Here is a 24436-nt window from a genome sequence, read left to right on the forward strand (position 1 = left end):
GTGCACCGGGACAGGATGCGGCGGTCCGGGGCGGGCGGGGCTGGGCGTCGATTGACGAGGGTCGTCAAGCGAGCGTCCGCCGGACGCGGCGCACCGCACCATAGGGGCGTGAGCGTGACGATAGACATCACCGGCCTGCCGCCCGAGCGGATCACCTTCGCGATCTCGCCCCTCGCGGAGCTGGGCGTGGCCCTCCACGCGCTGGCCGAGCCCGCGCACCATCCGGGGCTGCACGGGTGGGCGACGGCCACGGCGGCGAGCCTCAAGCCCGACCTGGCCGACCGGCTCCACGAGGCGAACTTCCTGTGGACGGCGACCATGTCCGATGTGTTCCTTCCGTACGCCGGTCTGCCCGGCGGGGACGGGCGGCCCGGGGGGACGCTCGCGGAGGAGCTGGACCTGCTGGACGGGCTGGACGAGGAGCGGTTCCTCAGGGCGGCGCTGGAGTTCAACTGCGCCTCCTACACGACCGGGGCGCCGGTGGTGCCCGAACGCGCGCTGGAGTGGGCCGCGAACCGGGGCCCTCGGCAGCTGGACTTCACACGTCGGCTGCTCGACGACCCGAGCGGTGCCCGGGCGTGGCTGCGGCGCCTGTTCGAGGACTGCGACGAGGCTTTCTTCGCGGACACCTGGCGGCGGGTGGGGCCGGGGCTGGTCGTGGACGCGCGGGAGAAGGGCGAGCTGCTGCGCCGCAAGGGGCTCGCCGAGACGCTGCGCGCGGTGTCCCAGGCCGTCGCGGTCGAGGAGGACGGGGCGCGGCGGCGCGTCCGCGTGGACAAGATGGCGCACGGCGGGACGACGGCGGTGGACCCGGAGGTCGGGCCGGGGGTGACGTTCGTGCCGACCAGCTTCGGCTGGCCGCATCTGCTGGTGCTGCACGCGCCGGGCTGGCGGCCGGTGGTGCAGTACCCGGTCGGTGCGCCGTCCGTGCCGGGTCCGGCGTCGGTGGAGCTGTTGCAGCGGCGCATGGAGGCGCTGGCCCACCCCATGCGGATGCGGCTGTGCCGGCAGCTGGCGCGCGGTTCGTACACGACGGGCGAGCTGGCCGACACGTACGGGATCACCTCGCCGGAGGTCTCGCGGCATCTGTCGGTGCTGAAGAAGGCCGAGCTGGTGACGGTCCGCCGCCGGGGCCGGTACGTCCTGCACCAGCTGGACGTGGCGGCGGTGGCCCGGATCGGCAGTGACTTCCTGGAGACGGTGCTGCGCTAGAGCCTGCCCTCTGGACCAGTCCGGCTCCGTGACGCGGTGTCTTCAGGACGGGCCCTGGCCGAGCCGGGTGTGGCGGAGGCCGACAGCGGCGCGGTGCGGGCGGTGGCGGAGGTGTCCGTACGTGCTGGGGAGGGGACGCAGTCCGGCGTGGGCGGCCACGGCGTCGGCGACCTGCGGGACGGTGAGCCGGTCGGTGTGAACGTGGTGGGCGAACTCGGGGCCGGCGAACCGCACCAGGCCGTAGTGCCGTGCGGCGGCAGAGCTCTCCCGTGAGCGGGCTCGGTCCCGCCGCCGCCGAAGGGGCCGTTCAGCCACAGCGGCATCAGGACAAGGAGCCTCCGCCCGCGCGGACCAGGCCGGTCTCATAGGCGAGGACGACGACCTGGACGCGGTCGCGGAGCTCCAGCTTGGTGAGGATGCGGCCGACGTGGGTCTTCACGGTCGCCTCGGAGAGGACGAGGCGGGCGGCGATCTCGCCGTTCGACAGGCCCTGGGCGACGAGGAGCATGACCTCCCGCTCCCGCTCGGTGAGGCGGGACAGGGCCTTGTGCTCCGGCTCCCTGCCCGCGCCGCTGGGGAGCATCGGGGAGAACCGGTCCAGCAGGCGGCGCGTCGTGGACGGGGCGACCACCGCGTCACCGCTGTGGACGGCGCGGATCGCCGCGAGCAGCTCGCCCGGCGGCACGTCCTTGAGCATGAAGCCGCTGGCGCCCGCCTTCAGCCCGGAGAAGGCGTACTCGTCCAGGTCGAAGGTGGTGAGGATGAGGACGCGGGGGGCGCCGGGCTCGGAGCAGATGCGGCGGGTGGCCTCCACACCGTCGAGCTTCGGCATGCGGACGTCCATCAGCACCACGTCCACCTGCGTGGACTTCAGTGCCTGAAGGGCCTCCACCCCGTCGCCCGCCTCGGCGACGACCTCCATGTCCGGCTGGGCGGCCAGCACCATGCGGAAACCGGTGCGCAGCAGCACCTGGTCGTCTACGAGCATCAGACGGATCGTCATGTCCGGGTCCTGTTCCTAACGGGTGCGGGGGATGAGGCGTGGGGCTAGTGGGTCGGTTTCAGGGGGAGCAGCGCGCTGATGCGGAAGCCGCCGCCCGGGCGGGGGCCCGCGTCCAGGGTGCCGCCGACCATGCCGACCCGCTCGCGCATGCCGATCAGGCCGTGGCCCCTGCCGTCGGCGCCGCCGTCCACGTACATCTCCTGGGCGGCGCCCCGGCCGTCGTCCTCGACCAGCAGCCCCAGGCCGTCGTCGAAGTACGTCAGCCGCACGCACGCCCCGACGTCCGGGCCGCCGTGCTTGCGGGTGTTGGTGAGCGCCTCCTGCACGATGCGGTACGCGGTGAGCTCGACGCCGCTGGGCAGAGGGCGCGGGGTGCCCTCGATCGTGAAGTCGACGGGGAGCCCCGCCGTACGGACCTGTTCGACGAGGTCCTCGATCTGCTGTACGTCCGGCTGCGGGACGTACTCCCCCGCCTCCTCGGGCTCGCCGGTGCGCAGGATGCCGAGCAGCCGCCGCATCTCCGCGAGGGCCTGGCGCCCGGTGGACGAGATGGTCTCCAGCGCCTGCCGCGCCTGGTCCGGCGAGCTGTCCAGCACGTAGGCCGCGCCGTCCGCCTGGACGACCATGACGGAGACGTTGTGGGCGACCACGTCGTGGAGTTCCCGGGCGATACGGGCCCGCTCGGCAGCGACCGCGACTTTCGACTGCGCCTCCCGCTCCCTCTCCAGCCGGTCCGCGCGCTCCTCCAGCTGGGCCAGGTACGCGCGGCGGGTCCGCATCGAGTCGCCGAGCACCCAGGCGAGGACGAACGGCACCGACATCACGACCGTGAAGAACACCCGCCCGGCCGTGGAGATGCCCTCCAGCGGCCACCTCAGCTGCGCTATCGGCGCCGCGCAGGCCCCGCCGATCAGCGCGAGCCGTGACGCCCAGCGGGGCCCGTAGTGCGCGGCGACCGTGTAGATGATCACGAGCATGGCGAAGTCGGACGGGTTGGGCGGCAGCCCCAGCACGAGCTGGGCGCACCCGAGGGCCACCGCGAGCAGCAGCATCGCCTCGGGCAGGCGGCGGCGCAGCGCCACGACCAGCGCGAACAGCACCACGACGGCGACTGCGGCCCATTCGTCTGGCCCGCCCTCCGGGACCGTGGCCACCCACAGGGCGGAGAACCCGAAGAGCATCACCGCCCAGAAGCTGTCGACGCCCGTCGGGTGCCTGCGGAGAAAGTCGTAGAGGCGCTGCACGTAGCAAGCGTAGGGAAATCCGATAGGTGCACGGGTCAACCAGGAGTGCGATCCGGTTCCTGGGCTCCTACTCCGCAGGGTGGATCCCCGAGGGGGAGCACGGGGGAGACTGTGCCCGTGGCGGATGAGAAGGCGGAGACGAGCGGGACGACGGAGGCTGTCGGCGCTGTAGGGGCGGCCGGGGAGGCGCGGGCCGCAGATGCTGCCGGGGCCGCAGAGCCCGCCGGGGCCGCAGATGCTGCCGGGGCCGCAGAGCCCGCCGGGGCGGACGGCTCGGGCCGTGGCGACCTGCGCTGGCGCGGCTGGAGAGTGGCGACGGAGGACGCGCTGTACGGGCCCGGCGGGTTCTACCTCCGCCCCGAGGGCCCCGCTGGTCACTTCCGTACCTCGGTGCACGCCTCGCGCCGGTACGCCGCCGCCGTGGCCCGGCTCCTCGCGCGCGTCGCCTCCGAGCTGGGGACGGCGGGCGCGGACGAGGTCGCGTTCGTCGACATGGGCGCGGGCCGCGGAGAGCTGGTGACCGGCGTGCTCGACGCACTGGACGCCCTGGACGCCCTGGACGCCGACGAGGGGTCCAGCGGGCCGCCCCCGGGCATGCGCGTACGGGCGTACGCCGTGGAGCGCGCGCCCCGGCCCCCGGGCCTGGACCCGCGCGTCGAGTGGCTCGACCGGCCGCCCGCCGGGGTGCGCGGCCTGCTGTTCGCCAACGAGTGGCTGGACAACGTCCCGGTGGACGTCGCGCAGGCCGACGACGACGGCACACCCCGGTATGTGGAGGTACGGCGGGACGGCGCCGAACGGCTCGGCGCGCCGGTGACCGGGGCGGACGCGGAGTGGCTCGACCGCTGGTGGCCGCTGCGCGAGCCGGGCATGCGCGCCGAGATCGGCCGGCCCCGGGACGAGGCGTGGGCGGCGGTGGCCGGCACCCTGGAGGCGGGCCTGGCGGTCGCGGTGGACTACGCGCACTCGGCGGGTGTGCGGCCCCCGTTCGGTACGCTGACCGGTTTCCGCGCGGGCCGTGAGGTCGCGCCCGTACCGGACGGCACCTGCGACATCACGGCCCATGTGGCGCTGGACGCGTGCGCGGCCGCCGTACCGGGTCCGGCCGAGCTGCTCACCCAGCGGGACGCGCTGCGGCGGCGCCCCCTACGTACGGGCCCTCGCCGCCGCCGGGGAGGCCGCCGAGCTGACCGCGCGGGGCGGTCTCGGCGACTTCACCTGGCTCCTGCAGCGACGGCCCGCCGGGGGATACTGAACGGCATGACGGAGACCACCCAGTCCAGGGAGACCACGGTCGGCATCGGCGGTGCCGCCGAGAGCACCGACATGGTGCTGAACATCGGCCCCCAGCACCCCTCGACGCACGGTGTGCTCCGCCTCCGACTGATCCTGGACGGCGAGGTGATCCGGCACGCCGAGCCGGTGATCGGGTACATGCACCGGGGCGCCGAGAAACTGTTCGAGGCACGGGACTACCGGCAGATCATCATGCTGGCCAACCGCCACGACTGGCTGTCGGCGTTCTCCAACGAGCTGGGCGTCGTCCTCGCCGTCGAGCGGATGCTCGGCATGGAGGTCCCCGAGCGGGCCGTGTGGACGCGGACCCTGCTCGCCGAGCTGAACCGGGTCCTCAACCACCTGATGTTCCTCGGCTCGTACCCGCTGGAGCTGGGCGGGATCACGCCGATCTTCCACGCGTTCCGGGAGCGGGAGGACCTCCAGCACATCCTGGAGGAGGTCTCCGGCGGCCGTATCCACTACATGTTCAACCGGGTCGGCGGACTGAAGGAGGACCTGCCCGCGGGCTGGCTGGGGCGGACCCGCGAGGCCGTCGCCGCCGTCCGCTCGCGGATGGACGTGTACGACCGGCTGGTCCTCGGCAACGAGATCTTCCGCGGCCGCACCCGGGGCGTCGGCGTCCTGTCGCCCGAGGCGGCGCACGCGTACGGGGTGAGCGGCCCGATCGCCCGCGCGTCGGGCGTGGACTTCGACCTGCGCCGCGACGAGCCGTACCTCGCGTACGGGGAGCTCCAGGACACCCTGAAGGTCGTCACCCGGCAGGAGGGCGACTGCCTCGCGCGGTTCGAGTGCCTGCTGGAGCAGACCCACAACGCGCTGGACCTGGCCGACGCCTGCCTCGACCGGATCGCCGAGCTGCCGCCGGGGCCGATCAACCAGCGGCTCCCGAAGGTCCTCAAGGCGCCGGAGGGCCACACGTACGCGTGGACGGAGAACCCGCTCGGCGTCAACGGCTACTACCTGGTCTCCAAGGGCGACAAGACCCCGTACCGGCTGAAGCTGCGCTCCGCCTCGTACAACAACATCCAGGTGCTGTCGGAGCTGCTGCCGGGCACGCTCGTCGCGGACATGGTCGCGATCCTGGGGTCGTTCTTCTTCGTCGTGGGCGACATCGACAAGTAGCGGCGGCGGTACGCGGAGCCCGCCGACAGGCGCGGTACGCGGAGCCGGCGGCGGTTCGCACGCGAGGAGGCCGTACGCGAACGGCGGCCGGGGATGTGCTCCCCGGCCGCCGTTCGCGTCGTCCGTGCGTGTGGGCCGCCGTGCCCTACGAGCTGACCGCGTCGCGCAGCTCGGCCACGTCGAGCTGCTCCGTCTCGTCGTGCGCGGTGAGGTCGATGACCTCGCCGACGGCCTGCTCCTCGTCGCGCTCCGCCGCTGTCGGCCGCGACTCGGCCAGGGCCTCCTCGCCGACGACGTCCGCCAGGTCCTCGTCCTGGACGGCGGCCTCGATGGCGGCGGGCTTCTTGCCGGAACCCTGCGCGCGGGCGCCCTTCTGCGTGCCGAAGAAGTCGAAGCTGCCCGCCGGGCGCGGCACGGGGCGGCGCTGGGCGGCGTACGGGACGATGGTCGCCGCCGCCGGGACGGGGCGCATCGCGAGCGCGGACGTGCCGGTCGCGCCCGCGGTGGGTCCCGCGGGGCGGGCCGCCGCCTCCGCGACGCGCCGGGCCTCCTGGGCGGCGGCGTTGCGCGTGAGGCTGCTGAGGGCCTGGGCGGCGCGGAGGTAGTCGGCCCGGGTGGGCGCGGTGGACGTGGTCGCCAGTTCCGCGCCGACCGCCGTCGTGGCCTCGCCGCCTGCCGTGGTGGCCTTGCCGCCCGCCGGGGCGCTGCTGCCGAGGGCCAGTTGGCGGCGGCCTTCCAGGGCGCTGGCCCGCTCGGTCTCGGCGGTGGCGTACCGGCGCAGCAGTTCGGCGTGCTCGTTGCGCAGACCGGCGAGCTCGACCCGCTTGGCGCGCAGCTTCGCGTCGAGCTTGGCGCGCAGCTCGCGGGCCTCCTCGAGGTCCGCCTCCAGTTCGGCTATGCGCTCCTCGGTCTTCCACTGGTCGCTGGCGCGGGCGCGGGTCAGTTCGGCGACGCGCCGCCCGGCCGTGCGGTCCCAGGCGCGCATGAGGACCGCGCCCGTGACGGCGGCGGCCGCGGCAGCGGCGACGAGCAGGCGCAGTCCGAGCGGATCGGCCAGGAGCCAGGCACCCGCGGCGCAGAGGATGGACGCGCCGGCCACCGCGGAGGGCGGCAGCAGCCGGTGCAGGGGTGGGGAATGGCGGTGGCGTCCACGTGGCATGGCCTGAAATTTACCGTGCGTACGGGAAGTTTGGGGCGGCGGCCCTGCAATGTTTTGACTGCGCGGCCGTCCGGACCGGCCACTCCACTTCCCGTACCCGCGGCCGTTACCCGCCGATCAGCCCCTTCTTCTCCAGGTAAGCCTTCGCCACATCGGCGGGCTTTGCGCGCTCCGCGTCCACCTTCCGGTTCAACTCGACGAGATCGGCCGTGGACAGCGACTTGGTGATCTTGCCGAGGACCTCGGCGATCTCGGGTGAACCGGCGTCCTTCGCATTGACGACGGGCAGGACGTTGTCGGCGTTCTGGAGCTTTTTGTCGTCCTCCAGGAGCACCAGTCCGAACGCGTCGAGCGTGGCGTCCGTCGTCGTGGTGAGCACGAGCTGGTCGACGCCGTCCTTCACGGCCTGCTTGGCCTGCGGCGTGCCCACGCCCTTGGGATCGACGCCCGTGACGTCGATTCCGTAGACGGACTTCAGACCGGGCGCGCAGAACGGCCGTACGGTGCACTCGTCACCCGCCGCGATCTTCACCTTCAGCTTCGAACGGCCGAGATCCGAAAGGGACTTCAGCTTGTGCCGCGCCGCGAATTCCCTGCTGACCGCGAAAGCGTTCTGATCGACCGCCTCACCCGCCGGAAGGACCTTCAGTCCGCGCGGCGCGGCGAGCTTCTCCAGGGCGGCCACGGTGGCCGCCACATCGCTGGACGCGACGGGCTTCTCCTCCGGCGCCTTCGGGCCGTTCACCTTCGCGTTCAGGAATTCCGCAAGCGTAGCCGCGTATTCCGGTACGACGTCGATCTCGCCCTTCTCCAGGGAGGGTTCGTACAGCTCGCGGTTCTCGACCGTCCTGATGGACGTGCGGTATCCGGCGTCGGCGAGGACGCCCGCGTACAGCTCAGCGAGGACCTGCGACTCGGTGAAGCCGGCGGAGCCGACGACCACCGTGCCCTTGCCCGCCGCGCCGGACGCGCTCCCCGTGGACCCGCCGCGCTCCTCCAGGCTGCTGCTGCCGCCGCCGCACGCGGCGAGCCCGCCGGTCAGCGCGAGCGCGCCCAGGACCGCGCCGGCCAGGCGGGTGCTTCTGCTCATCACGTTTCAGGTCTCCGTCCGTTCGGTCCATGGCCCGCGAGCACCCTGCCCGCCGCCACCAGTACGCCCTCGACCAGCAGGGCGAGGGCGCCGACGAGCAGCGCCCCCGCGAACACCTGCGCCGTGTCGTAGGTGTGGAAACCGGCGGTGATGATCCGGCCGAGGCCGCCCTCACCGGCCATCGCGGCGAGCGTGGCCGTCGCGATCACCTGCACGGCGGCCAGCCGCAGGCCGGTCATCACCATCGGGAGGGCCAGCGGCAGTTCGACCGTACGGAACAGCTGCCCGCCCGACATCCCCATGCCGCGCGCCGCCTCCACCACCGCCCGGTCCACCTCCCGCATGCCCAGGTACGTGTTGGTCAGCAGCGGCGGGACGGCGAACAGGACCAGCGCGACGATCGCCGGGATGCCGCCGTGCCGGCCGAGCGGGGTGAGCGTCAGCAGCACCAGCACCGCCAGCGTCGGCACCGCCCGGCCGACGTTCGACACGTTCACCGCGAGGGCGCCGCCCCGGCCGATGTGCCCCAGCCAGAACGCGAGGGGCAGCGCGATCAGGCAGGAGACCAGCAGGGCCACGCCGCTGAACCACAGGTGCTCCCCCAGGCGGTGCCACACCCCGGCCTCGCCCTGCCAGTTGGCCCCGGTCGTCAGCCACGCCCAGGCGTCCCCCACCACGCCCATCGCTCAGCCCGCCTTCCCGGCGCCGTCACGCCTTCCGCTGCCGCCCGTGTTCCACGTGCCGCCGCCCGCGTACCGGGCTCCGCCCGGACTCCCGGTGCCCCGCTGTCCGGCGCCGCCCGCCCCGGCCGCGTCGTCCGGCACCGGCTGCTGCTCCGCCACGGGCGGCGGCACGCGGGTGCGCGACGCGCGCGTCCACGGCGTCAGCAGCCGCTGGAGGCCGAGCAGCAGCAGGTCGGCGGTCACCGCGAGCAGCACGCACAGCACCGAGGCGGTCAGCACCTGCGCCTTGAAGAAGCTCTTGAGGCCGCCGGTGATCAGAGTGCCCAGGCCGCCGTAGTCGACCAACGCGCCCACCGTCGTCAGGGCGACCGTCGAGACCGTCGCCATCCGCACCCCGGCCAGCAGCGCGGGCAGCGCCAGCGGCAGTTCGACCTCCCACAGCAGCCGCGCGGGCCCGTACCCCATCCCGCGCGCGGCCTCCCGCGTCTCGGCGGGCACGGCGGCGAGACCGGCCAGGATGTTCCGCACGAGGATCGTCAGCGAGTACAGCACCAGGCCCGTCACCACCAGCGCCGCGGACAGGCCGAACAGCGGGAGCAGCAGCGAGAACATCGCCAGCGACGGGATCGCGTACAGCACGGTCGTCAGCCCCAGCACGGGCCCGGCCCACGCCGGTCTCGCCCGGACGAGCAGGGCCAGCGGGAAGGCGACGGCGATCCCGATGAGCACCGACACACCCGTGATCCACACGTGCTGCACCGTCGCGTCGGTGAGCTCCTGGGCGCGGGAGCGGACGTACTCGGGGCAGATCCAGTCGTTGGCCGCCAGGCAGCCGCTCATCGCTCCCACCTCCCCCGCTCTGACAGACGGGGTGTCAGCCCCCGCATATCGCTGTGGTGTTCGACGGAATCGACCCTAACGCCCGCCACCGACATTCACCCGGAAGACGCTCCGGCCCGGCACCATGGGGCCCAACGCCACCACGCGCCACAAGGGGGAGCAGTGATCCGCTTCGAACACGTCACCAAGCGGTACGCGGACGGCCGGGCGGCCGTGGACGATCTGTCGTTCGAGGTGGCGAGGGGCGAGCTGGTCACCCTCGTCGGCCCGTCGGGCTGCGGCAAGACCACCACCATGAAGATGGTCAACCGGCTCGTGGAGCCGACGTCGGGCCGCGTCCTGGTGGACGGCCGGGACGTCGCCACGACGGACCCCGTCGAGCTGCGGCGCGGCATCGGCTACGTCATCCAGCAGGTCGGCCTCTTCCCGCACCGCACGGTCCTGGAGAACACCGCGACCGTGCCGCGCCTTCTGGGCACCGGCCGGGCCAAGGCCCACGCGCGCGCGGCGGAGCTGCTCGACCTGGTGGGCCTCGACCCGCGCGTCTTCGGCGACCGGTATCCGGACCAGCTCTCCGGGGGCCAGCGGCAGCGGGTCGGCGTGGCCCGCGCGCTGGCCGCCGACCCGCCGGTCCTGCTGATGGACGAGCCGTTCGGCGCGGTGGACCCGGTCGTGCGCGAGCACCTCCAGAACGAGTTCCTGAAGCTGCAGGAGCGGATGCGCAAGACGGTCCTGTTCGTCACGCACGACCTGGAGGAGGCGGTCCGGCTGGGCGACCGGATGGCCGTGTACGGGCACGGCGCGATCGAGCAGCTGGACACGCCCGCCACGGTCCTGGGCGCCCCGGCCACTCCGTACGTAGCGGACTTCGTGGGCGGCGACCGCGCCCTGCGGCGCCTCTCGGTCACCCCCGTCGAGGAGGCCCACCTGGACCGGCCGCCGGTCGTCCGGCTGGGCGACCCGCTCCCGCGCGCGTGGGACGGCGCGCGGGCCGTGGTCCTCGACGCCGACGGCCGCCCGTTCGGCTGGCTCCCGGCCGCCGACGAGACGGACGGCGAACCCGGAGCCGTACGGAAGGAGCCGCGGCAGTCCGGCGGCGTACGGGAGCCCGGCGGCGTACGGGAGCTGGCGCGGCCCATGGAGGCGCGGGTGGAGCTCGGCGGGTCGCTGAAGGAGGCGTTCTCCGCGATGCTCCGCTACGACGCGGGCTGGGTCGCCGTCGTGGACCCCGCCGACGGCGGCCGCTACCTGGGCGTCCTCACCCCGGAGCGGCTGCACGAGGCGCTGCGCCGGTCGGTGGGCGCGGCCAGTGGCGGAGGCGGGCACGCCAGCGGTGCCGTGGACGACAGCGGAGAGACGGACGCCAGCGGGCACGGGGGCGGGGTCACGCCGCGCTGAGGCGGCCGCTCAGCCACGCCAGGGCGGGCGGTATCTCCCGGTTCCAGGTGCCGAAGTTGTGGCCCCCGCTGTCCAGCGTGATGGACGACACGCGCGCGGGGGCCTTCACCTTGGCGATGAACTCCCGCGTCCCCTTCAAATTCCCCTCGCCCTGCCGGGACGTGGTGACGAGGAACGACGTCCGGCCCTGCGGCAGGTTGTCCAGGCTCCACAGCAGGTCGGCGCGGTCGCGCAGCTTCGCGTCGCCCCGGAACAGGTCGCCGGTCGTCACGTCCTCGGCCGCCTTGTAGTACGCCGAGAGGCCCGCGCCCGCCGCGAACCGGTCCGGGTGGTGCAGCGCGATCTTGAGGGCGCAGTAGCCGCCGGTCGAGTTCCCGATGAAGCCCCAGTTCCGCGCGGCCCCGCCCACCCGGTACGTCTCCGAGACGGCCTTCGGCAGGTCCTCGGCGAAGTACGTCTCCGTGCGCGGCCCGCCCGGCACGTCCACGCACTCGGTGTCGCGCGGCGGCGCGACCGTAGGGCGCAGCATCACCAGGACCATCGGCTGCATCTTCCCGGCCTTGGCCTGCTCGTAGGCGGTGCGCGGGTAGCGCAGGCCCTTCAGCAGGTTCTCGGCGGTGCCCGGGTAGCCGGTGAGGACGACGGCGGCGGGGAAGGTGCGCCGGGCGTGGGCGGGCTGGAAGTACTCCGGGGGCAGGTACACGTACGCGGGGCTGTCGATGCCGGACTTCTCGCCGGAGATCACGACCTTCTGGATCTGGCCGCCGACGTGCGGGTGGTGGCCGCCCGGCACGTCCATCGGGCGCTTCTCCACGACCTTCACGTGCTCGCCGCCCGCCGAGTGGTCCACCACCACACCCAGCTCCTGCTCCTGGCCGAAGAGGTCCGCCCAGGAGCCGTAGAACAGGAAGTAGTTGTTCGCGGCCAGGCCCACGGCGGCGAACAGCGACAGCTGGGTCGCCAGGAGCAGACCGGCCCTGCCGAGGACGGCGCGCCAGGACCGCCGGGCGAGGCGCGGCCACAGCCACAGCGTGACCGCGAACAGCGCGACGGCCGCGACGACGGCCAGCGCCAGAACCTTGTTGCTGGTGAGACCCATGCGTCGTCCAAGCCTTACTTCTTGTCGGATCGTCGAGATTTTCCGGGGCCCGGATGAACCCTCCGGGAGGACGGGCCGTCCTAGAGGGCGCACATCGTCCGACTGTCCGGCCCCTGCACCCTTGCGGGCCGAAGGGACGCGTCAATCGTTCGCGGAGCCACGGGAAGCCATGTCTGTCACGGTAGATGGGGATAAGTCGGCATCGGTTCCGACTCGGGTGCGCCGGATCCTGCGCGGACCACGCGCCGAGAAGGTGCCCTCGCTCGTCGGCACGGCCTGCACGTTCATCGGCCTGGTGGACATCGCCGCCGGGGTGTTCCCCCGCTTCCGGGCGAGCCGGTTCCACGACTTCGTGGAGGTCCTGCCGGGCGCGCTCGGCCCGCTGTCCGCCGCGCTGTCCCTCAGCGCCGGCGTCCTGCTGCTGCTGCTCGCGCACGGGCTGAAGCGCCACAAGCGCCGCGCGTGGCGGGCCGCGGTGATCCTGCTGCCCGCCGGTGCGGTGGCGCAGTTCCTGTACCGCCACTCGGTTGTCGGGGCGCTGCTGTCGCTGGCCCTGCTGGCGCTGCTGCTGCGGCACCGCAAGGAGTTCGCCGCCCTGCCGGACCCGCGCAGCCGCTGGCGGGCGCTGGCCAACTTCGTGCTCATGGGCGCCGGTTCGCTGGGCCTCGGCCTGGTCATCGTGAACGCCCACCCCGGCAAGGTCGTCGGCGACCCGAGCCTCAGCGACCGCCTGGAACACGTGTTGCTGGGCCTGTTCGGCATCGAGGGGCCCGTCGCGTACGGCGGCAGCGTGTCGTGGACGGTCGGCTACTCGCTGGGCGCGCTGGGCCTGCTCACCGCGGTCACCACCATCTACCTGGCGTTCCGCCCCGAGCACCCGGTGGCGCGGCTCACCGAGGACGACGAGGCCCGGCTGCGGGAGCTGCTCGCCAGGCACGGCGGGCGGGACTCGCTGGGCCACTTCGCGCTGCGCCGCGACAAGGCCGTCGTGTTCTCGCCGAGCGGCAAGGCGGCCGTCACGTACCGCGTCGTCTCCGGGGTGATGCTGGCCAGCGGTGACCCGATCGGCGACGTGGAGGCGTGGCCGGGCGCCATCGAGCGGTTCATGGACGAGGCCAAGGCGCACTCCTGGACGCCCGCCGTCATGGGCTGCTCGGAGACCGGCGGCCAGGTGTGGACCCGCGAGACCGGCCTCGACGCCCTGGAGCTGGGCGACGAGGCGGTGGTGGACGTCGCGGATTTCTCGCTCTCCGGGCGCGCCATGCGGAACGTGCGCCAGATGGTGAAGCGCATCGAGCGCAACGGCTATGAGACCCGGGTGCGGCGGGTGCGCGACCTGCCGGACGACGAGCTGGAGCGCATGCGGCGGGCCGCGGCCGACTGGCGGGGCACCGACACGGAGCGCGGCTTCTCCATGGCCCTGGGCCGCATCGGGGACCCGGCGGACGGCGACGCGGTCATCGCGACCGCCCACAAGGCCGACGACGCGGCGGACTCCTCCCCGTACGGCGACCTGAAGGCGATCATCCACTTCGTGCCGTGGGGGCCGGACGGCATGTCGCTGGAGCTGATGCGCCGCGACCGGTCCGCCGACCCGGGCATGAACGAGCTGCTGATCGTCGCCGCCCTCCAGGCGGCGCCGAGTCTGGGCGTGGCGCGGGTGTCGCTGAACTTCGCGATGTTCCGCTCGGCGCTGGCCCGCGGCGAGAAGCTGGGCGCGGGCCCGGTCCTGCGCGTGTGGCGGGGGCTGCTGGTGTTCCTGTCCCGCTGGTTCCAGATCGAGTCGCTGTACAAGTTCAACGCGAAGTTCCAGCCGCGCTGGGAGCCGCGTTTCGTCGTGTACCGCAACACGCGCGACCTGCCGCGCATCGGTTTCGCCGCCATGCAGGCGGAGGGCTTCGTGAACATGACGCCGCCCCGCCCGTTCCGCCGCCGCGGCGGGCGCCCCGCCCAGCCGTGCGCGCACATCACCCCGGCGTCGCCCGCCGCGCCCGCCGCCCCGGAGCAGGGCATGCGCGCGGCCTGACCCCCTGCGGCGGGGCGCCGCCCTGCCGGACCCTCGCGTCCGGCAGGGCGGCGCCCCGTTCCGGCGTACGGGCCCGTCCCGTACGGGCGTGCCGGGCGCCGCTCGGCGGACGGGACGGCGCGGACACGACCTAGGCTGGGGGGCATGAGTACGTTGCGCGGACGGGGCACGGTCCAGGGGCTGCCGGAGTGGGACCGCTGTGCGGTCATGGGCGTGGTCAACGTGACGCCCGACTCCTTCTCCGACGGCGGGCGCTGGTTCGACACCACCGCCGCCGTCAAGCACGGCCTGGAACTGGTCGCCCAGGGCGCCGACCTGGTGGACGTCGGCGGCGAGTCGACGCGGCCTGGCGCCACCCGGGTGGACGAGGACGAGGAGCTGCGGCGGGTCGTCCCGGTCGTGCGGGGCCTGGCGTCGGAGGGCGTCGTCGTCTCGGTGGACACGATGCGCGCCTCGGTGGCCCGCAAGGCCGTGGAGGCGGGCGCCGTGCTCGTCAACGACGTGAGCGGCGGTCTGGCCGACCCGGACATGGTCCCGTCCGTCGCCGCGGCGGAGGTGCCGTTCGTCGTCATGCACTGGCGCGGCTTCAGCGCGGACATGAACAGCCTCGCCGTGTACGACGACGTGGTCGCCGAGGTCGTCGCGGAGCTCCACGCGCGCGTGGAGGCCGTCGTCGCGGGCGGTGTAGCCCCCGAGCGGCTGGTCGTGGACCCCGGTCTGGGCTTCGCCAAGCAGGCCGATCACGACCTGGCGCTGGTGGCCCGTTTGGACGCGCTGCGGGCCCTCGGACGGCCCCTGCTGGTCGCCGCCTCCCGGAAGCGGTTCCTGGGCCGCGTACTGGCCGGGGAGGGCCACGCCCCGCCGCCCGCGCGGGAGCGGGACGCCGCGACGGCCGCCGTCTCCGCGATCGCCGCCCACGAGGGCGCCTGGGCGGTACGCGTCCACGAGGTACGGGCGACGGCGGACGCCGTCCGGGTGGCCCGCGCCGTCGAGGGCGCCGCCTCGTGAGCGACGCCCGCACGGACACCGAGGCGGTCGAGCTCGCCAACACCGCCTTCTACGAGGCCGTGGAGCGCGGCGACTTCGAGGCCGTCGCCGATCTGTGGCTGGACGAGCGGGACGGCGGCATCTCCTGCGTCCACCCCGGCTGGCCGGTGCTGTCGGGGCGCGGCGAGGTGCTCCGCTCGTACGCGCTGATCATGGCGAACACCGAGTACATCCAGTTCTTCCTGACCGATGTGAAGGTGGCGGTCGCCGGGGACACGGCGGTGGTGACCTGCACGGAGAACATCCTCAGCGGCGGCCCCGCAGAGGACGGCGCCGAGCTGGGCCCGCTGGTCGGGCAGCTGGTCGTCGCGACGAACGTGTTCCGCCGCACCCCGGACGGCTGGAAGGTGTGGTCGCACCACGGTTCACCCGTCCTGGCGGAATCCGACGACGACGAGGACGACGAGAGCGCGGTGTGATCGCCCCGAGTGGGTAGGCGAGGCATGTGGGGAGGATCCCGACGGGGCCGCGCGCGGGCCGTGTCAGTGGACGCGGGTAGATTCGAGGGGTGGTGACCGGACCGACCGCACCCGGCCGGGAGCCCCCAGACCTACGAAAGCAGGAGTGATTCGCGTGGATCGTGTCGCGCTGCGCGGCCTGAAGGCCCGCGGGCACCATGGCGTCTTCCCCAAGGAGCGGGAGGAGGGCCAGACGTTCATCGTGGACGTGGTGCTGGGCCTCGACACCCGGCCCGCCGCCGCGGGGGACGATCTGGCGAAGACCGTCCACTACGGCATCGTCGCGGAGGAGGTCGTGGACGTGGTGCGCGGCGAGCCGGTCGATCTGATCGAGACGCTGGCCGAGCGCATCGCGCAGACCTGCCTCAAGCACGAGGGTGTCCAGGAGGTCGAGGTGTGCGTGCACAAGCCGGACGCCCCGATCACCGTCCCGTTCGACGACGTGACCATCACGATCACCCGGAGCCGCGTATGAACCGCACGCCCAGCGACCCGACGGTACAGCCGGTGCCAGCCTCCGTGACGGAGCAGGTCGATGCCGCCGACACGACGCTGTCCAACCCGAAGATGGCCGTCATCTCCCTCGGCGGCAACCTGGGCAACCGCCTGGAGAACCTCCAGGGCGCCATCGACGCCCTGGAGGACACGCCCGGAGTCCGGGTCAAGGCCGTGTCGCCGGTCTACGAGACCGAACCCTGGGGGGTGGACCCCGACACGCAGCCGTCGTATCTGAACGCGGTGGTGGTGGTGAAGACCACGCTGCCCCCGTCGTCCCTGCTGGAGCGGGCGCACGCCGTGGAGGAGGCGTTCGACCGCGTCCGGACGCAGCGGTGGGGCGCCCGGACGGTGGACGTGGACATCGTGACGTACGCCGACGTGGTCTCGGACGACCCCGTCCTCACGCTGCCGCACCCGCGCGCCCGCGAGCGGGCCTTCGTGCTGCGCCCGTGGCTGGACGTGGAGCCGGAGGCGCAGCTTCCCGGCGCGGGACGGGTCGCGGACCTGCTGGCCGGTGTCGGCCAGGAGGGCGTCGCCGTCCGTGACGATCTGGAACTCCGCCTGCCGGACTGACCACTGCCCGTAGGGCGCGGCCCGTACGGGCACGGCAAGTGACGGCACCGACAGACGCGAAGGACACCCGTGAAGCAACTGAGGGTCAAGGTACTGGCCGGAATCTTCGTGGTGGCCGGCGTCCTGTCCTGGGGCGGCGCGCAGCTGTGGAACGCGATCGGCACGCTGCCGAGCGTCCCGCTGGCCGCGCCGATCGTGCTGGGCGCCATCGCGGCGGTCCTGGCGGCGACGGCGCTGTCGCTGCGCTCACGGCTGAAGGCTCAGCGGGAGCGCCGCCCCGGCGCCAAGGGCGTGGAGCCGCTGATGGCGGCGCGCGCGGTGGTCTTCGGCCAGGCCAGTGCGCTGGTCACGGCCGCGGTGAGCGGGATGTACGGCGGGACCGGGGTGTTCCTGCTGGGTTCACTCGACGTGCCGGCCCGCCGCGACCAGGCCATCTACGCGGGGTTCGCCGTGCTGGCGGGGATCGCGGTGATCGCGGCGGCCCTGTACCTGGAGCGGGTCTGCCGCCTCCCCGAGGACGACGACCCCTCGGGCGCCTCCCCCACGACGGCGTAACGGCCGCCCCTGGGGCCCCGGGCGGCGCCCGCGCCCCGCGCCTCCCGCCCCACGGGGCGTAGCCACGCCCCACGGGCGGCGACGCGCCTCCGTGCCTTCCCTCACGGGCGGCGACGCGAGCCGGGCCTCACGGCGCGGGCTGCGCCCCTCAGCGTCACCCGCCCCACGGCGGTGCCCCTCCGCGCCTCGCGGCGCACGGGCGGCGACGCGCGACCCGCGCCTTCACCACGTGTCCGGTCCAGGCTGGCCCTGCGGAGGTCAGCTTGCCTCGCATCTGGGTCGGCATCGAACAGTTGGATCTCGCATTCCACCGCGTCTTGATGCGAGGGACGCGCGGGTGGGTCGCGCTGGCGCCGGTCATCGATCCATGCCCGAGAAATCGCTGATCGTTTCAACAGAACGGTTGGGCTGGCCGCCATCACGCCGTGGGTGGCGACGGGTCTTCGTCCTGATTCCCTGGGAATCGCAGACCCGTCTAATCTACGACGTCGATTCCCATGAGCCCACCGCCACGTGCCACCTCCAAGCCGGACCGGATCAAGCGGCACTGTGCGGCTTCCCATGGGAGTGCCTGGCCGGAGTTCCCGACGAACGAACCTGGGAGTCGCTGGACAACTGGCTTCGGTGCACCGCCTGCGAGAAGGAGGCAGCGGCACTGCGGTCGGAAGACTGACCAGGCCGCTCACCAGGTCCGCCGTATGCGGGCGGGTCCGGCGGGGCACATCTGTACGGCTGCCGAAGATGCGAGGCGGTCTGCACAAACGGCGGCGTCGGTCGCGCGAAGCGACCTTCCACGTCGCTGGTCCCGATCGCCGATGGGTGCGGCTTCCAACCGCGCCGGACACCACGACCGCATCGCGGCGGCCCCTGGCACCCACGGGCGGCGCCCGTCAGCGCCTCCGGCCCGCGGCCGCGGCGTCCCGCGCCCCGACGCCTCGCTGCCGGGTGGGGCCGCTCCCCGTCGGCGTGCACGAGTACGGGCCGCGGATGCCGTTCTGACGGCCTCCGCGGCCCGTGGCGTGTTCCTGGAGCGGGTCAGTTCGCCATGATGAGGCTCATCGCCTCGGCGCGGGTCGCCATGTCCCGCAGCTGGCCGCGCACGGCGGACGTGAGCGTCTTCGCGCCGGGCTTGCGGATGCCGCGCATCGACATGCACATGTGCTCGCACTCGATGACCACGATCACGCCACGCGGTTCGAGGATCTTCATCAGCGAGTCGGCGATCTGCGTGGTCAAACGTTCCTGCACCTGCGGGCGCCGCGCGTACACGTCCACCAGCCGGGCCAGCTTCGACAGGCCGGTGATCTTGCCGGAGGTGGAGGGGATGTAGCCGACGTGGGCGACGCCCCGGAACGGCACCAGGTGGTGCTCACACGTCGAGAACACCTCGATGTCCTTGACCAGCACCATCTCATCGTGGCCGAGGTCGAAGGTCGTGGTCAGCACGTCCTCCGGCTCCTGCCACAGCCCGGCGAATATCTCTTTGTACGCCCGCGCCACGCGCGCCGGGGTCTCCCGCAGCCCCTCGCGGTCCGGGTCCTCGCCGACCGCGATGAGGAGTTCGCGTACGGCGTTCTCGGCACGCTTCTCGTCGAACTCGCCGATCGTGCCCTCGCCGTCCAGCGTCACCGCGTCGGTCATCTGTGCCTCGTTCCGTCTTGCCTGGAGTGCGCGCCTGCCCTGAAGTGCGAGGCTGCCCTGAAACGCGCGAATGCCGCGCCCCCACAGGCTAGAACCTGGGGGGCGCGGCATCCATTCCGGGTGGGAGTCGGAGTCAGGACTCCGGACGATCCTCCGGGACCGCCTCGGCGGTCTTCGTCGTGTCCACCGAGGTGGCCGTGGTCGCCGTCGAGGGGGTGGCGCCGTTGGTCAGCGCCAGCTCCTTCGGGGAGAGCACCGGCGGCCGCGTCGAGGGCGTGCGCCGCGAGGAGCCGGTCCACGCAGGGCGCGGCGGGCGCTTCACGATCGGGGCGAAGATCTCCGCGATCTCCTCCTTGCCGAGCGTCTCCTTCTCCAGGAGCTGGAGGACCAGGTTGTCGAGGACGTCGCGGTTCTCGACCAGGATCTCCCAGGCCTCGTTGTGCGCCGTCTCGATGAGCTTCTTGACCTCCTCGTCCACCAGCGCGGCGACCTCCTCGGAGTAGTCGCGCTGGTGCGCCATCTCACGGCCGAGGAACGGCTCGGTGTTGTCGCCACCGAACTTGATCGCACCGAGGCGCTCGGTCATGCCGTACTGCGTGACCATCGCGCGGGCCGTGGCCGTGGCCTTCTCGATGTCGTTGGCCGCGCCCGTGGTCGGGTCGTGGAAGACCAGTTCCTCGGCGGCGCGTCCGCCCAGCATGTAGGCGAGCTGGTCGAGCATCTCGTTGCGCGTGGTCGAGTACTTGTCCTCGTCCGGCAGGACCATCGTGTAGCCCAGGGCGCGGCCCCGGGACAAGATGGTGATCTTGTGGACGGGGTCGGAGTTGGGAGACGCCGCGGCGACGAGGGCGTGACCGGCCTCGTGGTACGCGGTGATCTTCTTCTCCTTGTCCGACATGATCCGGGTCCGCTTCTGCGGGCCCGCGACCACACGGTCGATCGCCTCGTCCAGCATCTCGTTGTCGATGAGCTTCTTGTCGCTGCGCGCCGTGAGGAGCGCCGCTTCGTTCAGCACGTTCGCCAGGTCGGCGCCGGTGAAGCCCGGCGTACGGCGGGCGACGGCGGCCAGGTCCACGTCCGGCGCGACCGGCTTGCCCTTCTGGTGGACCTTGAGGATCTCCAGACGGCCCTGCATGTCCGGGCGGTCCACCGCGATCTGGCGGTCGAAGCGGCCGGGGCGCAGAAGGGCCGGGTCGAGGATGTCCGGGCGGTTCGTGGCGGCGATCAGGATGACGCCGCCCTTCACGTCGAAGCCGTCCATCTCGACCAGCAGCTGGTTCAGCGTCTGCTCGCGCTCGTCGTGACCGCCGCCGAGGCCCGCGCCGCGGTGCCGGCCGACGGCGTCGATCTCGTCGACGAAGACGATCGCCGGGGCGTTGGCCTTGGCCTGCTCGAAGAGGTCGCGGACGCGGGACGCGCCGACACCCACGAACATCTCGACGAAGTCGGAGCCGGAGATCGAGTAGAACGGCACCCCGGCCTCGCCCGCGACGGCGCGCGCGAGGAGGGTCTTGCCCGTGCCGGGCGGGCCATAGAGCAGCACACCCTTGGGAATCTTGGCGCCGACGGCCTGGAACTTGGCCGGCTCCTGGAGGAACTCCTTGATCTCGTGGAGCTCCTCGACGGCCTCGTCGGACCCGGCGACGTCGGCGAACGTCGTCTTGGGAGTGTCCTTGGTGATCAGCTTGGCCTTGGACTTCCCGAAGTTCATGACTCGGGAGCCGCCGCCCTGCATCTGGTTCATCAGGAACAGGAAGACCAGGACGATCAGAACGAAGGGCAGCAGCGACAGCAGCACGGAGACGAAGGCGCTCTGCTTCGTCGGCGAGACCGTGTAGCCCTTGTCGATCTCACCGGCCTCGTACTTCTGCTGCAGCGTCGTGGCGAGGTCGGCGCCCTGGGTGCCGATGTAGCTCGCCTGGACCTTGTCGCTGCCGTCGATCTTCTGGCCGTCCTTGAGATCGACCTTGATCATCTGTTCGTCGCCGGTGGTCAGCTTGACCTGGTCGACGTGGTTCTGGGCGATCGCCCTGACGACCTTGCCGGTGTCGACCGTCTTGTAGCCGCCCGACGAGCCGACGACCTTCATCAACACGACCACGGCGAGGACGGCCAGCACGATCCACATGACCGGCCCACGGAAGTATCGCTTCACGTCCATCCATACGGAGCGATGCCGCCCCGTCCCTCCTGCCCGTAGGTAAATGCTGCTGTGAGAGTGTGAGACTACGTGCTGGCGTCCGGGTCAGCACGGGTGGGAAAAAAGCTGTTCTTCGGACGGTACCCCAGCATTGCCGCCGGTGGCCGCCTTCCCCACGTCCAACGCGAAGAAGGCGGCCAGGGTTCCCGGGCCGCCGCGGCCCCGCGCCGTCAGCCGCCGTAGACGTGCGGTGCGAGCGTCCCGACGAACGGGAGGTTCCGGTACTTCTCGGCGTAGTCCAGCCCGTATCCCACGACGAACTCGTTGGGGATGTCGAAGCCGATCCACTTCACGTCGATCGCCACCTTGGCCGCCTCCGGCTTGCGCAGGAGCGTGCAGACCTCCAGGGAGGCCGGCTCGCGCGAGCCCAGGTTGGACAGCAGCCAGGACAGGGTCAGCCCGGAGTCGATGATGTCCTCGACGATCAGGACGTGCTTGCCCTTGATGTCGGTGTCCAGGTCCTTGAGGATCCGGACGACGCCCGAGGACTGGGTGCCGGCCCCGTACGAGGAGACGGCCATCCAGTCCATGGTGACGGGGGTGGACAGGGCGCGCGCCAGGTCCGCCATCACCATCACGGCGCCCTTGAGGACGCCGACGATGAGCAGGTCCTTGCCCGCGTACTCCGCGTCGATCTTCGACGCCAGCTCGGCCAGCTTGGCGTCGATCTCTTCCTTGGTGATGAGCACCGACTTGAGGTCGGCACCCATGTCGTTCTGGTTCACCCGGGTCACTTTCGTTTCAGCCTGCGTCAGCCTGGATCGGCCTGGGACGGCCTCCTGACCGACGCCTCGGCCGGTTTTCGGTCAGCCTTGCCGGATGACCAGTCTGCCACCCTGGCGCCGGGCGACGACGCGGCCGGGCAGATTGATGGCGCCCTGGCCCCGCCAGCCGGTGATCAGCCGGTCCAGTTCCTCGATGTGCCGGGCGAACAGCGAACCCGCCGGGGCGCCCTCGGCGATGGCCGCGCGGCGCAGGACGCGGCGGCGTACGGCGGGCGGCAGCGCGTACAGCTTGGCGCACTCCAGCAGGCCCGCCTCGTCGCGTACGGCGGCGTCGGCGTCGGCGGCCCAGCGGTCCAGCGCGTCGGCGTCGTCGCGGCACAGCTGCGCGGTGCGGGCGAGGGCCTCCACGACGCCCTTGCCGAGCGACTTCTCCAGGGCGGGCAGGCCCTCGTGGCGCAGCCGGGACCGCGTGTAGGCGGGGTCGGCGTTCATCGGGTCGTCCCAGACGGGCAGGGACTGCACCAGGCACGCCTTGCGGGCGGTCTGGCGGTCGAGGTGCAGGAAGGGGCGGCGGTAGCGGCCGGAGGCGCCGGAGACGGCGGCCATGCCGGACAGCGAGCGGATGCCGGACCCGCGGGCCAGGCCCAGCAGCACGGTCTCGGCCTGGTCGTCGCGGGTGTGGCCGAGCAGGACGGCGGCGGCGCCGAGGCGCTCGGCGGCCTCGTCCAGGGCGGCGTACCGGGCGTCGCGGGCGGCGGCCTCGGGCCCGCCCTCGCGGCCGACGGTCACGGTGACGGCCTCGACCGGGTCCAGGTCCAGGGCGCTGAGCCGGGCGGCGACCTCGGCGGCCCGCAGGTCGGAGCCCGCCTGGAGACCGTGGTCCACGGTGATGGCCCCGGCGCGGACGGCCAGCTTGCGCGCCTCGAAGGCGAGGGCGGAGGCGAGCGCCATGGAGTCGGCACCGCCGGAGCAGGCGACCAGCACGAGCGGCGGTTCACCGGCGGGGGCCGCTCCGGGGCCGGGGTGCGTGGCGCCGGGGCCCGTGGGCGCGCCCGGGTGCGCGGAAGCGGCCGCCGCGGGGCGGGCGGCGGCGGTGGTGCGGGAGACCTCGTTGAGTACGTCGTGGAGTACGCGGCGAACCGCCAGGCGTATCGCCGCGACCGCAGGATGGGGACCCATGTCCGGTGCCCTTCGTGGAAGTTGGGGTGCCTCGGTCGGAGTCTTAACGGTCGGAACGGGGGGTTCGGTCACTCAGGTCGTCGCTCGGCCGACCGGCGGCCGACCCCTCGGATCGTCACTCAGAGTGCGTCGATGGTGACAGAACTCGGCCGTTACCCGAGCATCGCACGCCCATCCCTCGCCCACGGTCCCTCGGATGGGTGAATGGGGCGGCGCCGTTCGGGAACCGGAGGCTCCGGATCCTCAGTCTGCCTTACGGTGCACCCTCGCCACCCAGTCCGCGGGACGCGCGATCTCGGCCTTCGTCGGCAGCGTGTTCGGCGAGGTCCACACGCGGTTGAAGCCGTCCATGCCGACCTCGTCCACGACCGCCCGGACGAACCGCTCGCCGTCGCGGTACTGGCGGAGCTTGGCGTCCAGGCCGAGCAGCCTGCGCAGCGCCATGTCGAGCCGGGACGCCCCGCGCGCGCGGCGCTGCTGGAACTTCTCGCGGATCTCCGCGACGGACGGCACGACCTGCGGGCCGACGCCGTCCATGACGTAGTCGGCGTGGCCTTCCAGGAGCGACATGACGGCCGTGAGGCGGCCGAGGATCTCCCGCTGCTCCGGCGTCTGGACCAGCTCCACCAGGGAGCGGCCGCCGTCGTCCTCCTCCGCCTCCGGGCGGGCGCCCGCGAAGGTCTGGACGGCGTCGCGGAGACGTTCCAGCACGGTCATCGGGTCCATCTCGGTCGCGCCGAGGAACGCCTGGATCTCGCCCTGGAGGTGGTCGCGCAGCCACGGCACGGCGGTGAACTGCGTGCGGTGGGTCTCCTCGTGGAGGCTCACCCACAGGCGGAAGTCATGCGGGTCCACCGCGAGCTCCCGCTCCACGTGGACGATGTTGGGCGCGACAAGGAGGAGGCGGCCGCCGCCGTTCTTTCCGGCGGGCAGTTCGCGGGTGGCCGGGGCGAAGGTCTCGTACTGGCCGAGGACGCGGGAGGCGAGGAACGACAGCAGCATGCCCAGCTCCACACCGGTCACCTTGCCACCGACCGCGCCGAACACCGCGCCGCCGGGGCCGCCGGAGCGGCGCTCCGCCATCTTGTCCAGCAGCGGCTTCAGAAGCTCGCGGAAGCCCGCCACGTTCGCCCTGACCCAGCCTGCCCGGTCCACGACGAGGACGGGGGTGTCCTCCGGCTCGTGGCCCTCCGGGACCATCCGGGTGAAACCGCGGACGTGCTCCTCGGAGGCCTTGGCGTGCCGCCGCAGCTCGGCGACGACCTCCCGCGCCTCCTCGCGGCTCACCTCGGGCCCCGGCCGCACGAATCGGATCGCGGTCGCCACCGCGAGATTCCAGTCGACCATCTCCGCACCACCGATGCTCGTCATGCGTCAACCGTACG

Annotated in this window: 22 protein-coding genes and 1 pseudogene; 10 read left to right on the plus strand and 13 right to left on the minus strand. The window is 72.7% G+C overall.

Annotated features, from left to right (window positions below):
• Positions 1-114: 114 nt before the first annotated feature.
• The gene (locus J116_RS11640) at positions 115-1212 is read left to right on the plus strand and encodes a DUF5937 family protein (RefSeq protein ID WP_028963946.1); all 1098 of its coding nucleotides are present in this window, start codon (positions 115-117) and stop codon (positions 1210-1212) included.
• Between the two features lie 42 nt (positions 1213-1254).
• Here J116_RS11640 and J116_RS11645 read toward each other — a convergent pair whose 3' ends face one another.
• The 3 genes from J116_RS11645 to J116_RS11655 all read right to left on the minus strand — a co-directional run bounded on the left by J116_RS11645 (position 1255) and on the right by J116_RS11655 (position 3459).
• Positions 1255-1446: a hypothetical protein gene (locus J116_RS11645; RefSeq protein ID WP_023587249.1), complete on the minus strand. Its 192-nt coding sequence runs from the start codon at positions 1444-1446 to the stop codon at positions 1255-1257.
• Between the two features lie 88 nt (positions 1447-1534).
• Positions 1535-2215, minus strand: a complete 681-nt coding sequence (locus tag J116_RS11650; protein WP_023587250.1) for a response regulator — start codon at positions 2213-2215, stop codon at positions 1535-1537.
• 44 nt (positions 2216-2259) lie between these two features.
• Positions 2260-3459, minus strand: a complete 1200-nt coding sequence (locus J116_RS11655) for a sensor histidine kinase (RefSeq protein WP_023587251.1) — start codon at positions 3457-3459, stop codon at positions 2260-2262.
• A gap of 288 nt (positions 3460-3747) precedes the next feature.
• On the opposite strand from J116_RS11655, the pseudogene J116_RS28495 reads away from it, so the two are divergent.
• A pseudogene (locus J116_RS28495) lies at positions 3748-4714 on the plus strand (SAM-dependent methyltransferase).
• A gap of 5 nt (positions 4715-4719) precedes the next feature.
• On the plus strand, positions 4720-5880 hold the full coding sequence (locus J116_RS11660; protein ID WP_023587252.1) for an NADH-quinone oxidoreductase subunit D: 1161 nt from the start codon (positions 4720-4722) through the stop codon (positions 5878-5880).
• 145 nt (positions 5881-6025) lie between these two features.
• Here J116_RS11660 and J116_RS11665 read toward each other — a convergent pair whose 3' ends face one another.
• The 4 genes from J116_RS11665 to J116_RS11680 form a co-directional block, all read right to left on the minus strand.
• Positions 6026-7039 carry a coiled-coil domain-containing protein gene (locus J116_RS11665; RefSeq protein WP_028963947.1) on the minus strand — a complete coding sequence of 338 codons (1014 nt, stop codon included), beginning with the start codon at positions 7037-7039 and terminating at the stop codon, positions 6026-6028.
• 106 nt (positions 7040-7145) lie between these two features.
• Entirely contained in the window at positions 7146-8129 is a 984-nt protein-coding gene (locus J116_RS11670) for an ABC transporter substrate-binding protein (protein WP_023587254.1), read from the minus strand.
• Positions 8129-8812 carry an ABC transporter permease gene (locus J116_RS11675; protein ID WP_023587255.1) on the minus strand — a complete coding sequence of 228 codons (684 nt, stop codon included), beginning with the start codon at positions 8810-8812 and terminating at the stop codon, positions 8129-8131. Before J116_RS11675 ends, J116_RS11670 begins: the two co-directional genes overlap by 1 nt.
• Positions 8813-8815: 3 nt before the next feature.
• Positions 8816-9652 carry an ABC transporter permease gene (locus tag J116_RS11680; protein WP_023587256.1) on the minus strand — a complete coding sequence of 279 codons (837 nt, stop codon included), beginning with the start codon at positions 9650-9652 and terminating at the stop codon, positions 8816-8818.
• A 162-nt stretch (positions 9653-9814) separates the two neighbouring features.
• Here J116_RS11680 and J116_RS11685 point away from each other — a divergent pair, with 162 nt between their 5' ends.
• Positions 9815-11050 carry an ABC transporter ATP-binding protein gene (locus J116_RS11685; protein WP_023587257.1) on the plus strand — a complete coding sequence of 412 codons (1236 nt, stop codon included), beginning with the start codon at positions 9815-9817 and terminating at the stop codon, positions 11048-11050.
• Here the strand turns inward: J116_RS11685 and J116_RS11690 are convergent.
• Entirely contained in the window at positions 11037-12149 is a 1113-nt protein-coding gene (locus tag J116_RS11690; protein ID WP_023587258.1) for an alpha/beta hydrolase, read from the minus strand. The two genes, J116_RS11685 and J116_RS11690, sit on opposite strands and share 14 nt — an antisense overlap.
• 169 nt (positions 12150-12318) lie before the next feature.
• On the opposite strand from J116_RS11690, the gene J116_RS11695 reads away from it, so the two are divergent.
• The 6 genes from J116_RS11695 to J116_RS11720 all read left to right on the plus strand — a co-directional run bounded on the left by J116_RS11695 (position 12319) and on the right by J116_RS11720 (position 17306).
• Positions 12319-14175: a phosphatidylglycerol lysyltransferase domain-containing protein gene (locus tag J116_RS11695; RefSeq protein WP_028963948.1), complete on the plus strand. Its 1857-nt coding sequence runs from the start codon at positions 12319-12321 to the stop codon at positions 14173-14175.
• A gap of 144 nt (positions 14176-14319) precedes the next feature.
• Entirely contained in the window at positions 14320-15183 is an 864-nt protein-coding gene (folP, locus tag J116_RS11700; protein ID WP_023587260.1) for a dihydropteroate synthase, read from the plus strand.
• A complete protein-coding gene (locus tag J116_RS11705) occupies positions 15180-15641 on the plus strand; it encodes a nuclear transport factor 2 family protein (protein ID WP_023587261.1) in 462 nt (153 codons plus the stop codon). The genes folP and J116_RS11705 overlap by 4 nt, the downstream gene beginning before the upstream one ends.
• A 154-nt stretch (positions 15642-15795) precedes the next feature.
• The gene (gene folB, locus J116_RS11710) at positions 15796-16155 is read left to right on the plus strand and encodes a dihydroneopterin aldolase (protein ID WP_023587262.1); all 360 of its coding nucleotides are present in this window, start codon (positions 15796-15798) and stop codon (positions 16153-16155) included.
• Positions 16152-16751 (plus strand): 2-amino-4-hydroxy-6-hydroxymethyldihydropteridine diphosphokinase, encoded by a 600-nt coding sequence (gene folK, locus J116_RS11715; protein ID WP_023587263.1) that lies wholly within the window; start codon positions 16152-16154, stop codon positions 16749-16751. The genes folB and folK overlap by 4 nt, the downstream gene beginning before the upstream one ends.
• A 69-nt stretch (positions 16752-16820) precedes the next feature.
• Positions 16821-17306: a DUF3180 domain-containing protein gene (locus J116_RS11720; RefSeq protein ID WP_023587264.1), complete on the plus strand. Its 486-nt coding sequence runs from the start codon at positions 16821-16823 to the stop codon at positions 17304-17306.
• A 1035-nt stretch (positions 17307-18341) separates the two neighbouring features.
• Here the strand turns inward: J116_RS11720 and folE are convergent.
• From folE to J116_RS11745, 5 genes are all read right to left on the minus strand, one after another.
• The gene (folE, locus tag J116_RS11725) at positions 18342-18947 is read right to left on the minus strand and encodes a GTP cyclohydrolase I FolE (RefSeq protein ID WP_023587265.1); all 606 of its coding nucleotides are present in this window, start codon (positions 18945-18947) and stop codon (positions 18342-18344) included.
• A gap of 133 nt (positions 18948-19080) precedes the next feature.
• Positions 19081-21108: an ATP-dependent zinc metalloprotease FtsH gene (gene ftsH / locus J116_RS11730; protein ID WP_023587266.1), complete on the minus strand. Its 2028-nt coding sequence runs from the start codon at positions 21106-21108 to the stop codon at positions 19081-19083.
• A 209-nt stretch (positions 21109-21317) separates the two neighbouring features.
• A complete protein-coding gene (hpt, locus tag J116_RS11735) occupies positions 21318-21857 on the minus strand; it encodes a hypoxanthine phosphoribosyltransferase (protein WP_037947448.1) in 540 nt (179 codons plus the stop codon).
• Positions 21858-21953: 96 nt separating this feature from the next.
• Positions 21954-23051: a tRNA lysidine(34) synthetase TilS gene (gene tilS / locus J116_RS11740; protein WP_023587268.1), complete on the minus strand. Its 1098-nt coding sequence runs from the start codon at positions 23049-23051 to the stop codon at positions 21954-21956.
• Positions 23052-23294: 243 nt separating this feature from the next.
• Positions 23295-24422 carry a zinc-dependent metalloprotease gene (locus J116_RS11745; RefSeq protein ID WP_023587269.1) on the minus strand — a complete coding sequence of 376 codons (1128 nt, stop codon included), beginning with the start codon at positions 24420-24422 and terminating at the stop codon, positions 23295-23297.
• Between the last annotated feature and the right edge of the window lie 14 nt (positions 24423-24436).

Origin of the sequence: Streptomyces thermolilacinus SPC6 (assembly GCF_000478605.2) — a bacterium.
Taxonomy (GTDB): domain Bacteria; phylum Actinomycetota; class Actinomycetes; order Streptomycetales; family Streptomycetaceae; genus Streptomyces; species Streptomyces thermolilacinus.